The sequence below is a fragment of the Elusimicrobiota bacterium genome (assembly GCA_016182905.1).
GTDB lineage: Bacteria > Elusimicrobiota > Elusimicrobia > UBA1565 > UBA9628 > GWA2-66-18.
Genome location: JACPFR010000044.1, coordinates 93,655 through 106,140 on the forward strand (window position 1 = coordinate 93,655; position 12,486 = coordinate 106,140).

Consider the following 12,486-nt stretch of genomic DNA (forward strand, 5'->3'; position numbering starts at 1 on the left):
TCAGTTCGGCGCGGGGATCAGCAGCGAGGCGCCCTCGGCGGGCAGCCCGCGCTCGACCTTCTCCCGGTTCGCGTCGTAGATCTTCTCCCACAGGTTGGGGTCGCCGTAGTACTCCTTGGCCATCGTGCGCAAGGTGTCCCCGGCCTTCACCACGTGGCGCTTCGGCCACGCCGGCGGCGCCGGCCGCGCGCGGACCTTGATCTCGACGGGCTTCGGCCGGCCCATGAGGCCGGCGGCCTTCTCGGCGGCGCGGTAGTCGAGCTCGTCGTTGCGCTTGAGCAGGGCGCGGTACTCGTCCTGCGCCTCGGCCACGCGCTTCTCGAGCACGCGCAGCTGGCTCTCCGCCGCGGCTTTGTTGGTCTCGGCCGTGCCGGCCTGCTGGGACATCGTCTTCTGCTTCTGCTCGAGGTTCGAGAGATCCGTGCGCAGGGTCTCCGCCTGCGCGGCGGCCTGGCCGACGAACTGGCCGGTGAAGGACGGGGCGCCGAAGCGGTAGCTGAAGGTGGCCTGATAGCCGCCGCCGGAGCGGTTGAGGCCCGCGGTCGGCAGGGACATCGCGATGTCCAGGATCATCGGCGAGAAGTTCAGGCCGAGGCCGAACGCGAAGGTGCTCACCCCGTCGAGGTTCAGCCCCTTGCCGCCGCGCACGCGCAGCAGGCCCTGATGGAAGGTCGCCTCGACGCCGGGATAGAACTCCGCCAGGCCGCCGCGCACGCGGAAGTCGCCGGCGAAAGTGAGGCGGCGGCCCCAGGCGTACGCCGTCGCGAGCGTGATCGCCGGGCGGGGATACGCCAAGGAGGTGACGAAATCGCTGAGCACGATGCCCGCCGAGAGGCCCATGTTCGTGCGCGCGATCGCGCCGACGTCGAACCCGAGGCCGAACTTGCCGCCGCTGCCCGCGTCGGAGTTGACGATCTTGGCGTTGGCGCCGATCTTGAGGGGCTTCGAGAACGGGATCTGGCGGACCCGGTACTCCTGACTGTAGTTGAAGATCAGCGAGTCGATGTCGCCGCCGTTGCGCTGGCGCTCGAGGTGGTAGGCGGCGCCGATCGTGGCGGTGTTGATCGGCTCGTAGGGGCGCATGTAGGCGCCGGTGGCGAAGGACAACGGCCCCCGCGGCGACAGCATCCGGCCGATGGTGCCCGCGCCCTGCGTGTACGGGGTGTTCGCCGAGCCGGCGGGGTTGTAAAAAAGGCCGAACGCGTCGTCGGCGATCGCCGAATACGCGGTTCCCATGCCCATCGCCCTCGCGCCCGGCAGTACGTCGTTGTAAGCGACGGCTCCGGCGTCCGGAGCGGCCAGCGCGAGGACGAGGAGGAGCGCCAAAGCCCTTCTCGTCATCTTGCGGATTATAGCCGTTAGCCATTACGGAATTAAGTATTGGACGCCTTGACAGGACGGCCCGCCCACACCATAATGAAGACATGAGCGAGGAGCACCCGCACAAGACGAGCCGGCTCGGCGTGATCCTGGTCTTCATCGCCGTCGGCGGCTCGGCCGTCGGGGTGGCGGGCTGGCACCTCATGTCCAACCGCAGCGCCGGCCTCGACACCTCCGGCTTCGACATGAGCGCCGCGCCGGACCCCGCCCAGTCCGCCGCGCCGCCTTCGTTCCCGGCGCCCGGCCCCGCCGATCCCGCGCCGGCCCAGCAGACCAGCCTGGGCATGGTCAAGGGGGACGCGGGCATGCGCGTCGCCGGCCCCGGCGCCTCGACGCCCAAGCCGGCGGGCGCCTCCGGCGCGACTCCGAACCCGACCGACCCGCGGCAGGCGGCGGCGCTGAACTTTAAGGAGGCCGCGCTCAAGAACGAGAAGATCGTGGCCGCCTTCGTCCGGCGCATGGAGAAGAAGCACACGTCCATCACGCAATACGGCCGGGACTGGGCCGCGTCCCCCGAGCTGCGCGCCCTGCGCGACGCGTATTGGAAGGACAGGGATCCCTTGAAGTTCGCCTACGGCCTGGCCAAGTCGAACGATTTCAGCAAGCTGGTGAAGAAATACGCGGGCGATCCCGGGATCCGCGACGCCCTGGTCACGGGCATCAAGGAGGCGCCTCCGAGCCTGACGGCCGCGATCGGCGGGGTCGCCCAGAACGACGGCGTCGCGAAGAGTCTCGTAAGCACCGTGATCAAGGCCGTCGGCCTTCCCGCGAGCCTGACCGGCTTCCTCGACGGGGGCGAAGCCAAGGCCGTCAACCGGGATCAGGTCATGTCCGACATCATGAACTCCGAGGACATGAAGAAGGCCATGAAGAACCAGCCCGCCGCCGTGCCGCTCGACGCGAAGGACGCCGAGAAGGCCCCGGAAGCGGCGCCCAACGGATTCCGCCCCCTCGGCGGACGCTGACCCCGACCGGGAAAAGGAAGGCCCGCCCTCGCGATCGAGGGCGGGCCTTTTTCACGCGGAGACGAGGGTCAGTTGTTCCCGGTGGTCTTGAGCGTGGTCGCAGGTTTGGAGCTGCTCGACGACTCGGTGTCGCCGATGCACTGGTTCCCCACCCTGTGCGTGCCGGCGCCGCATTTGTAGGACATCGGCTGGGACAACGAGGTCGAGGAGGTTTCTTCCGGCTGCTGCGAACAGCCGCTGCAAGCGGCCGCGCCCAGCATCCCGAGGCTGAGGATCACGGCGAAGAGTCTGTGTAGATTTTTCATAAGCCTCCGGGGTTATTTCACCTTCCCGACGCACTGAGTTCCCTGGGCGACCGTTCCCGGTCCGCAGGTGACCGGCGGAGCCGCGGTCTGCTTCGCCTCCTCCGCGGGCATGCAGCCGCTGCACCCGGATAGGGCCATGGCTCCGAAGGAGACCACGGCGAGAACGATCAACGATAGGCTCTTCATGTCGATTCTCCCAAAACGTGACGCCTGCGTATGAAGACAGTGTATGCCCGCCAAGATGGGCTGTCAAGGCTTGCAAGCCCTTTTAATCGTTTTTTTACCGCGCTAAAAGGGCTTCCTGGAGGCGCCGGGACACCGAGCCCGGCAGCCACACGAGATGCAGGATCGCCGTGTAATGCCCCAAGGGGAGCCAGACCTGGCGGGAGTCGGGGAAGGCCTCCTTGAGCCTCAAGGCGTTGGCCCTCGGGATGACCGTGTCCGAGTTCACGTTGATCAGGAGGGCCTTCTTGCCCGCGTTGGACGCCTTGTAGTCCAAGGGGTCGAGGCCGGTCCAGGCCGTCCGAAGATCCCCCGCCTGGAGGCCCATCTTCTTGACGAAAGGCCCGCTCAACGAGCCGTTGAGCGCGATGCCCGGGAAATCGGCCCCGCCCATCACGAACACGCCGGCCGCCGGCCGCGGGTCCACGGACCACGTCACCGAGCCCACGATGGCGCCGAGGCTGATGCCGAACAGGGCCACCCGCTCAGGGTCCACCTCGGGCCGGGCGGCGAGCACGCCGAAGGCCCGCCGCGCGTCCGAGACCGACTGGCGGAAGTTCCGCGCGAGCTGGCCGGTCGTACGCGCGAGGAAGACCTGGCCGCTCGGCATGGACGGATGCGGCCGGCGGTGGAACTGCGTGGGCATCTCGATCCACATGACGACGAGGCCGTCCGAAACGAAGCGGTCCACGAAACGCGTCTCGATCCAGACGTTCGGCGCGGCCATCACGGGAAGGACCAGCACCGCCGCGCCGCTCTTCCGCTTCGCCGCGTCAGGCACGGACAGGTGCGCCCAGACCGTGTCGTTGGCCGGCCACGGGCTCTTCGCCGCCGACGGGAACTTGAGCAGGTAGTCGGTCCGGCCCGGCGCCGTGCTGACCTCGACGATCGAGATCTTGAAGTCCTTGCCCGGCGCCGCGAGGCCCGCGGCCCCGGCCGGCGCGGCCAGCAGCAGCGCGAGCGCGGCGGCGGTCCCCGTCACGGCTAGAACCCCATGACCAAGGAGAACGCGCCTTGGTAGATGTCGTTGAGGCCGAGGGAGGTCGCGCTGCGGACCGTGGACTTGCCCATGACCCAATACGAGTACTCGAACTTCGCGGCGAAATGCTCGGCCAGCTGCCAATGGGCGCCGGCCGTGTATTTGCGGATCCGGCGCGTGACGAACGGCGCCGCGGCGCGGTAGGCCGTCATCGAGTCGAAGGTCGTGGTCCCGTCGTTGAAGTTCAAGAGGAAGTCCAGCAGCGGCCCGCGCCGGTACATCTCGTTGTAGACGAGCAGCCCGGTCAGGCGCCGGCCGTAGGGCGGACGGCGCATCAGCGGGAAGGAGGCCTGGATGAAGTAGCCGTAGAGATGCTCGACCTGGCGCGAATGGCTCCCGGTCGACAGGAGCACGGGCGACGACTCCGTGGAGGAGGGCGCGAGCATCGGCGTCAGGAAGTGGTTCTTGCTGTACATCACCTCCCCGGACAGGTTGATCCCGCGATAGTCGAAGGCCCAGTCCGCGCTCCACATCTCGTAGTTCAGGTACCCCTCGAGATCGTAGTTGCCGCCCATGCCGGACAGGCCGAGGTGCGTGCCCGTCAGGTCCGCGGCGCGCTCGGGCACCGGCCAGGGCAGGCGCAGGTCGCCGAGCCCGAACACGACGCGCCCTCCGAGGGACTTGGCGTTGTTGTTGTCGGCGAGGTTGTTGTTGTCGTGGCCGAAGTCCGGCGATACGCCTTCGGTGCCGGGACCGGGTATGCCCAGGTTCGACGGGTTCGGAAAGGTGCGCAGGCGGTTCTTCTGCTCGCCGACGCCGTTGACGACGAACAGAGTGGCCTCGCTGGGCACCAGCGGGTGGACCCGGACCGGATACCAGCTCCAGCGCAGGCCGATGTCGCTGTAGCCGTAGCTGAGCGGCGGCCGCGGCGAGTTGGGACGCACGACGAGGTCGAGGCTGTCGGGCGACGCGTACAGGAGCGGCCGCGTCACCGCGAGATACTGGTCGGGACGGTACAGCTCGTTGTAGCGCCCGAACGGGACCATGAACTTGCCGAACTGGAACTTGATGCGGCGCACCTTGTCGTACTCCACGTAGGCCTGGCTCAGGCGCGGCGCGCCCCGGCCCGCGGTCGGGAGGTTCCACTCGATGAGGACGGGAACGCCCTCGGTGACGGGGCCTTCGGCCCCGAAGTACATGTCCGCCAGGTAGACCTGGTTCTGGATCTGCGTCTCGAAGCCGGGTTCACGCGGGCCGACGTTGCGCCAATTAAGGGAAGCGGCGCCGAACAGCCTCACCTTGGCGAGCGTCTCCAGCGCGCGGGTCAGGCCCGGGCTGATCGCCGCCGGAGCGGAGACCGCCGTCTCCGCGCGGGCGGGCGCGGCGGAGGCCGTCAGCAGAAAGCCGAGGAAAATTTGACAAGAAATGGACGATGATGTACGATGGACCACGCAGAATAAGTATAACGCGTTTTGCCGTGACGCGCCATGGAGGCGCAAGGGAGAATCACATGACTCATATCATCGTCGAAGGCTGTCTGGGCGAAGTGTACGCCGCGTGCGTCGACGTCTGCCCCGTCGAGTGCATCCACCCGGGAGACTACAAGGGCGAGAAGTTCATGATCATCAACCCCGAGGTCTGCATCGACTGCGGCGTCTGCCTCCCCGAGTGCCCGATCGGCGCGATCAAGGGCTCGGCCGACGAGGATCCCGCTTGGGCGAAAGTCAACGCCGAGCTCGCCCCGACCTTCAAGGACCACCCCAAGGTGACGCCCCGCGCCCCCAACGATCCTCCGCACAAGCCCGCCAACAAGCTCGTCAAGTAAGTTGGCGTCGAATGAAAAAGCCGGGCGGCCGCTCTGGTCGCTCGGCTTTTTCATTATACTGTCCGCGTCCGCCGCTCACGCCATGAACCATAACGTCCTGCATCGCACGCCGCTCGACACCGCCGGGTCCCGCGCCGCGGGCCTCGAGCGTCTGCCTTTCGCCGAGGGCCTGTACCGCACCAAAGCCGCGACGGCCTCGCTCGAGTCGCGGGATCTCGAGGCCCCGTTCCCGTTCGACGACCTCGTGGGTTCCTTCGCAGCGGAGGTTCCCGCCGGGGGCGAGGCGGAGCTGAGCGTGAAGGTCCGCTTCGCGGACGGCTGGAGCGAGTGGTTCTCGCTCGGCAGCCTCCGCTCCGACGGCTGGAGCTCGCCCGCCGCCGTCCCCGCCGCCGCCGCCGTCGACGCGCCCGCGGCCGTGGACGTGGACACCCTCAAGCTCAAGAAGCCGGCCTCCGCGTTCCGCTACCGCGTGAAGCTCAAGGCCGGCAGGAAGCCGGTGCGCCTGCGCTCCGTCGCCGTCGCCGTGTCCGACGCGGAGGCCCCCGCCGCGCCGCCCGCGTTCGCGTCCGGGCCGTGGGTCCGCGACCTCGGCCTTTCCCCCCGCTCGCAGGGCGACGCGCAGGAGAAGTACAAGCACGACATCTGCTCGCCGACCTCGCTGGCGATGGTCCTCGAGCATTGGGGCCGGAAGCTCGACCTCGAGGCGGTCGCCCTCGCGGCGCAGGACCGCGGCTCCCAGCTGTTCGGGAACTGGCCCGCGAACGTCGCCTACGCCGGCTCGCTCGGCCTCGAAGGCCGCGTCGCGCGCCTCGAGTCGCTGGCCGACGTCGAGTCCGAGGTCGGGCACGGCCGCCCGGTGATCGTCAGCGTGACCTTCTCCGAGGGCGAGCTGCCGAACGCCCCGATCAAGAGGACGCGCGGCCACGTCATGGTCGTCGGCGGCTTCACCGCCGAGGGCGACGTCGTCGCCTACGACCCCGCGGGCAAAGGCAAGGAGGGCGTGCGCCGCGTCTACGCGCGGGCCGCGTTCCACAAGGTCTGGCGCGGGCGCAAGCGCGGTCTGGCCTACCTGATCGGCCCCACCTTCCCCCGCGAGTTCACCGTGGGCGCGCCCGTCGCCGACCTGTGGACGAAGCCGGTCCGCCGCGCCGGCGTCAAGCTCGACGACGAGGCGCATCTCTCTCAGATCCTCTACGGCGAGGTCGTGACGGCCCTCGAGGCGAGAGGCGAGTGGGTCCGCGTGCGCGCCGAAGAGCAGGAGAGCTTCCTGCATTCCGGCGATTGGCAGGGCTACCCGGGCTGGATGAGGGCGGACGCCCTGGTGTCGGCGCCCCCGCCCAGGTCCGGGCCGATCGTCCGCGTGCGCCAGGCCCTGCTGCAGCGCGGCGACGACCTGCTGACGCTCTCCGTGGGCACTCGCCTGTCCTTCGTCTCGGACAGCGGCAGCGCGACCGTCGTGCGCCTCCTCGACGGCTCGCTCGCCGAGATCCCGTCGGCATCTCTGTACGCCGCGCCCGCCGAGCCGACCGCCGCCTCGCGCGCCGAGATCATCCGCACCGCCGAGCTCTTCCTCGGCACCAGCTATTACTGGGGAGGCCGCTCCGGCGTCCAGCCGGACCCGAAGATCGGCGTGGACTGCTCCGGCCTCGTGAGCCTGGCCTACCGGATCCACGGCCGCGACGTCCCGCGCGACTCCCACGAGCAGAAGCTGCACGCCAAGCCGACGCGCAGCGCCGCGCTGCAGGCCGGGGACCTGATCTTCCTCACCGACGACGAGACGAGCGAGCGCATCACCCACGTCATGATCTTCACCGGCGGCGACGGGCTCATCGAGAGCCGCAAGTCCTCGGGGCGCGTGCTGCGCACGACCTTCCTCGAGCGCTTCGGCCAGCCCCTGACCGCCATCGAGTCCGGCGACGCGGTGAGCGACCTCTCGTTCCCCCGTCCCCGCCGGCGCCGGATCTTCTTCGGCTCGTATTTCTAGATGGCGAAAAAACCCCTGATCCACTTCGTCGGCATCGGGGGCGCGGGCATGAGCGCGCTGGCGCAGATCCACGCCATGGACGGCGGCCCGGCGACGGGCTCCGACCGGGACTTCGACCGCGGGCGGGGCGCGGGGCTGAAGGCCAAGCTCGAGGCCCTCGGCGTGAAGCTGTTCCCGCAGGACGGCAGCGCGCTCACCGATGGAACGGAGCTCGTGGTGCTGTCCACCGCCATCGAGGACTCCAACCCCGAGATCGCCGCGGCCAAGGCCCGCGGCGTGCCCCTGATGCACCGCTCCGAGTTCCTGGCCCGCCACGTGTCGGAGATGCGCACCATCGCGGTCACCGGCACGAGCGGCAAGTCCACCGTCGTCGCGATGATCTTCGAGATCCTCGAGGCCGCCGGGCGCGGGCCGTCCGTCATCACCGGCGGCGCGCTGATCGCGCTTCAGAAGCGCGGGCTCACCGGCAACGCCTTCCGCGGGAAGTCGGACATCCTCGTCGTCGAGGCGGACGAGAGCGACGGCTCCTTGGTCAATTACAAGCCGGCCGTCGGCGTGTTCCTCAACCTGACCAAGGATCACCTGGAGGTCTCCGCCCTGCGCGAGATCCTCCTCAAGTTCCGGCTCCACGTCGCGACGGCGCTGGTCAACGGGGACGACGCCGCGCTGGCCGGCATCCGCGCCGACGCCACGTTCGGCTTGTCGTCCGGCTCCGTTCACGCCGAAGGCCTCGAGCTCGAGGCCGCCGGCTCTCGGTTCCGCGTGAAGGACGTCTCATTCGAGCTTCCCGTCCCCGGCCGTCACAACGCCGAGAACGCGATCGCCGCGATCGCGGCGTGCGTCAACGAAGGCGTCTCGCTGGCCGACTGCGCCCGGGGATTGGCCGGCTTCCAGGGCGTGACGCGCCGCTTCCAGAGTCTCGGCTCCGCGCGCGGGGTGGAGGTCGTCGACGACTTCGCGCACAATCCGGCGAAGATCGCGGCGACCCTCACCGCCGCCCGCCTGCGCGGCCGCCGGACCTTGGCCGTCTATCAGCCCCACGGCTTCGCGCCGACCCGCCATCTCAAGAACGAGCTCATCGCGGCCTTCGCCGAGGGCCTGCGCCCCGAGGACCGGCTTTGGCTGCCCGACATCTACTACGTCGGCGGCACGGCGAGCAAGGACATCTCCTCGAACGACGTCGTCGCCCCGCTGAAGGCCAAGGGCCTTCACGCCTTCCACGTGCCCGACCGCGCCGCCATCGCCGCCCTGATCGCCGCCGAGGCGAAAGAGGGAGACCTCGTCATCGTCATGGGCGCGCGCGACCCCTCCCTGTCCGACTTCGCCCGCGAGGTCCTCGCGGCCTTGCGTCCCTGATCTCTCACGGATAATGCCGTAAAAACAATCATTTATCCTCATTTCCGCGCCCTGTGGATATGTGGATAACTTTGTTAATTGTTATATTACTTATACATATTTGTAACATGACAATTTAGGGCTCAGGCCGCGTCTGGGCCCTTCGGCCCCTCGCCCCGGGGGCACGCGGCCCCATGCGCCGGGCGGCGCCGGAGCCTATCCTTAGACCATGAGGATCCAAGGTATCCTGATGTCGGCGCTTCTCGCGATCTCGATCACCTCCCAGGCTCAGACGATCGTCCCCGATCCCGCCGTCATCGAAAGCCTCGGACTGACCGCCGCCGACGCCGGCTGGACCTACCGCGAGCCCGGCCGCGACGCCAAGGTCATCGCCGCGGAGGATTCCGCCAAGGTCGACGAGTTCCTGAAGACCGACGCCTCATCGAGCGCGAAGCTGGCGGCGTGGTGCCGAGAGCGCGGCGTCGAGCCCGAGAACGCGGTCGCCGCTCTGCTCGCCCCGCGTTCCTCATCCGGCCCCGCCGCCGTCCCCGCCGCGCATGACGACGCCGTCGCGGTCAAGGAAGCCGCCGAGCGCGGCCGGGCCCTGTCCGCTTCGCTGGGCTCCGCTCCCGATTTCGACGCGGCCGGCCATCGCCCGCTCGACGCGACCTTGCGCTGGGGCTCGGCGCCCCGCGCCGAGGCGACGGGACGGAACCTGGAGACCCTGTACGGGCTCTACGGCCGCGGCACGGACGCTCTCCTCGACAAGGCCGGCGCCGGCTCCGGCGGGACCGGCATGGCGGCCCGCATCGCCAAAGCGCCGCTGGACCTCGGCCTGGCCTGGACGACGACCTTGGCCGGCCACGAGCTCGGACACTTCGAATCGGCCTGGCTGGCCGGCGCGAAGAACGTGTCCTGGGCCAAGGCCGACGGCCCCTACGCCTTCGGCCGCATCACCGAGGTCGCCTCCGAGGACTGGGCGCGGATGTCCGCCGCGGGACGCCAGGCCTTCAACGCGGGCGGCACGATGGCCACGCAGGCCGCCGCGGCCGCCCTGCGCTCCTCCCTGTTCGAGCGCGGAGAGGCCGACTGGACGCAGTGGCCGCTGATGTTCTTCCGCAAGGTCGACATGACCGCCTACGGCCTGACCGCCCCCAAGCCGTCGCAGGCCGGCGCCCTCGACGGAGCCAACGACATGACCAGCTACGCCCGCCTCTACGGCGAGCGCTCCGGCCGCGGCGGCGACGCGGTGCACGGCGACATCGTGCGCGGCGCGGTGTGGAACATGCTCGACCCGATGGGGCTTTACTCGGCCTATGGCTATCTCGGCCGCTACGTGATCGGCGGCGAGCGCACGCAGAAGGTCCCCGGCGTCGAGCTCTGCGGCCGGACCTGGATGGCGGGCACCGGCTTCTGGCTCTCCGAGGTCGGCGCGCGCTACTCCATGACGGTCCTCTCCCGCGGCAGGAAGGGCGATGTGATCGAGACGACCGTCTCGACCGGCGAAGGACAGCCGGCCGCGGCCGTGCGCTGGTCCGACGACGTCGGCGCCGGGATCCGCGCCCGGGTCGGCGTCGACGCCTGGAGCCAGCGCGAGGCGGCCGAGCAAGGGCCCAAGAGCTTCGGCGGCGCCCTCAGCGCCGGCGCGGAGAAGAAGTTCGGACGCGTCTCCGCCTTCGCCGAGGTCGGCCAGAAGACCACGGGCGCGATGCTCGGGCAATCCCACGGCGGCGGGACGTTCTACACCGCCGGCCTCTCGGGCAGCTTCTGATGCGGATCCGCGCGCTCCTCGCCGCGCTCCTGCTGGCCGCGCCCGCCTCGGCCCAGACGCGCGTCGCCGCGCCGGTCACGAGCGTTCTTCCGCTTCGGATCGGCGTCGCGCCGATCCCGTCGCCGTCCGCTCCCGGCAGCCTCTCTCCGGCGCCGTCCCTGTCCGCGCCGCCGTCGCTGTCCGCCGTTCCGCTCGCCTCGCCTCTGATCGCTCCTTCCGCCATTCTGGCCGTCCGCCCCGCCGCCTACGCCCCTCTCCCGGTGAAAGTCGCGGCGCTCGACGCCGGGATCTCGCGAGTCGTCGCCTCGCTCGCCGCCGACCCGGCCTCCGGCGCCGCCGCGCTGACCGCGGGCCGGGACATCGAAGCGCTGCTGACCGGCGCCGTCGTCTCCGCGCCGTCCGCGGCCGACGCGGCCGCCTCGCCGGAGGAGCTGGCCTTCGCCGTCGGCGCCTCGCAGGCGCTCGCCGCGCGCGCCGACGACCTCGGCGCCGCGAAAGGCCTGAAGGCGCGGACCATGAGCGGCGCCGATTTCACGGGCATGCTCGACGAGGCCCGCGGCTCGGGAGCCCCCGCCCCGACGCCCGCCGCCGCCGCGGCCGTCAAGGAGATCGAGGCGGCGGTCGTGCGCTTCGTCCGCGCCCTCGTCCCGGCGGACAAGCCGCTCGTCGAGAGCCTGAGCCGCGCGCTCGCCGTGTGGCAGGTCTTCGACCAGGAGATGTCCATCGCGGCGTCGAAGGGCACGCTCGGGGCGATCGTCGCCGACGCCGAGCTCTTCGCCTCGCAGGTCGAGGCTTCCGCGGCCGTACCGTCCGTCGAGCCCGCGCCGGCCGCCGCGCAGGCGACGCTCGCCCCGTCGACTCCGAAGGAAGTGCGCCCGGAGGACCCGAACGATTACGCCTCCGTGGCGGTCCCCGGCAGCATCTTCGGCTGGCAGCCGATCGAGAAGTCCCCCAACCACGGCTTTCCCCCGCTCGACGCGCTGATCCGCAAGGTCCTCGGCGAGAAGAAGAGCGCCTACGCGAAAGGCTTCGAGCTTCCCGGCGCCGCCGAGCGCGCGGACGCGAAGGTCTATTTCTACGGCGAGCGCCACACCGACGGCGAGTTGATCAGCGCCAACATGAGGCGCCTCGTGTCGGACGCCCGCCCCGGGAAGCCGGTCATCGTCCTCGTCGAGGGCTACACCGGCTGGGCCATGCGCGGCTGGCCGGCGCTCAAGTATCTCGCCGACCGCGGCCTCGACCCCGGCGCCCTGGCGGAGAAGGACATCCCGAGCGCCTTCGTCGAGGTGCGCGGCTGGGAGAACACCGTCCACTACGACGACTCCAAGCACCCGCTCCTGCAGCACCACATGGATCAGCTCGCGATGAACCACCTCGCGCACGGCGAGCTGCGCGGCTGGCGCTACTACCGGGAGATGGCGCGCGCGGCGCTGGCGGCCTGGCGCTCCTACCGCGAGCTGTGGCGGGCGGCCATCGTCGTGCGCAACGGCGACCTGAACGCCGCCGTCGCCAAGGCGGCGGCCGACGCGGACGCGTCCGGCGCGACGGTGCACGTCATCGCGGGCACCGACCACCTGATGCAGAACCCGCGCCTGGTCGGCCTGCCGCTGATCGGACGCCCGTCCTTCCGCGAGACCTTGCGCGACGCCCTGGGCGGCCGCCCGTTCTGGGCCAGCCAGCCCCCCAACACTCAGGACTAGACGCAAAGTTGGTAGAATCC

Annotated in this window: 11 protein-coding genes; 6 read left to right on the forward strand and 5 right to left on the reverse strand. The window is 70.1% G+C overall.

The features are described 5' to 3' along the window. A complete protein-coding gene (locus HYV14_13885) occupies nucleotides 1–1,341 on the reverse strand; it encodes a hypothetical protein (protein MBI2387077.1) in 1,341 nt (446 codons plus the stop codon). An 83-nt stretch (nucleotides 1,342–1,424) separates the two neighbouring features. Between HYV14_13885 and HYV14_13890 the strand changes: the two genes are divergently transcribed. Then, complete coding sequence (locus HYV14_13890) at nucleotides 1,425–2,345, forward strand: hypothetical protein (GenBank protein MBI2387078.1); 921 nt, start codon at nucleotides 1,425–1,427, stop codon at nucleotides 2,343–2,345. Nucleotides 2,346–2,413: 68 nt separating this feature from the next. On the opposite strand, the gene HYV14_13895 is transcribed toward HYV14_13890, so the two are convergent. The 4 genes from HYV14_13895 to HYV14_13910 form a co-directional block, all read right to left on the reverse strand. Next, complete coding sequence (locus HYV14_13895; protein ID MBI2387079.1) at nucleotides 2,414–2,650, reverse strand: hypothetical protein; 237 nt, start codon at nucleotides 2,648–2,650, stop codon at nucleotides 2,414–2,416. A 12-nt stretch (nucleotides 2,651–2,662) separates the two neighbouring features. Further along, nucleotides 2,663–2,836: a hypothetical protein gene (locus tag HYV14_13900; protein ID MBI2387080.1), complete on the reverse strand. Its 174-nt coding sequence runs from the start codon at nucleotides 2,834–2,836 to the stop codon at nucleotides 2,663–2,665. A gap of 94 nt (nucleotides 2,837–2,930) precedes the next feature. After that, complete coding sequence (locus tag HYV14_13905) at nucleotides 2,931–3,854, reverse strand: hypothetical protein (GenBank protein MBI2387081.1); 924 nt, start codon at nucleotides 3,852–3,854, stop codon at nucleotides 2,931–2,933. 2 nt (nucleotides 3,855–3,856) lie between these two features. Next, entirely contained in the window at nucleotides 3,857–5,302 is a 1,446-nt protein-coding gene (locus HYV14_13910; GenBank protein ID MBI2387082.1) for a hypothetical protein, read from the reverse strand. A 59-nt stretch (nucleotides 5,303–5,361) separates the two neighbouring features. On the opposite strand from HYV14_13910, the gene HYV14_13915 reads away from it, so the two are divergent. From HYV14_13915 to HYV14_13935, 5 genes are all read left to right on the forward strand, one after another. Next, nucleotides 5,362–5,676: a ferredoxin family protein gene (locus tag HYV14_13915; GenBank protein MBI2387083.1), complete on the forward strand. Its 315-nt coding sequence runs from the start codon at nucleotides 5,362–5,364 to the stop codon at nucleotides 5,674–5,676. An 82-nt stretch (nucleotides 5,677–5,758) separates the two neighbouring features. Then, the gene (locus HYV14_13920; GenBank protein ID MBI2387084.1) at nucleotides 5,759–7,660 is read left to right on the forward strand and encodes a C39 family peptidase; all 1,902 of its coding nucleotides are present in this window, start codon (nucleotides 5,759–5,761) and stop codon (nucleotides 7,658–7,660) included. After that, complete coding sequence (locus HYV14_13925; protein ID MBI2387085.1) at nucleotides 7,661–9,016, forward strand: hypothetical protein; 1,356 nt, start codon at nucleotides 7,661–7,663, stop codon at nucleotides 9,014–9,016. A gap of 208 nt (nucleotides 9,017–9,224) precedes the next feature. Continuing rightward, the gene (locus tag HYV14_13930) at nucleotides 9,225–10,766 is read left to right on the forward strand and encodes a hypothetical protein (protein MBI2387086.1); all 1,542 of its coding nucleotides are present in this window, start codon (nucleotides 9,225–9,227) and stop codon (nucleotides 10,764–10,766) included. Further along, nucleotides 10,766–12,466, forward strand: coding sequence for a hypothetical protein (locus HYV14_13935; GenBank protein ID MBI2387087.1), 1,701 nt, complete (start codon nucleotides 10,766–10,768; stop codon nucleotides 12,464–12,466). The genes HYV14_13930 and HYV14_13935 overlap by 1 nt, the downstream gene beginning before the upstream one ends. Nucleotides 12,467–12,486: the final 20 nt, after the last annotated feature.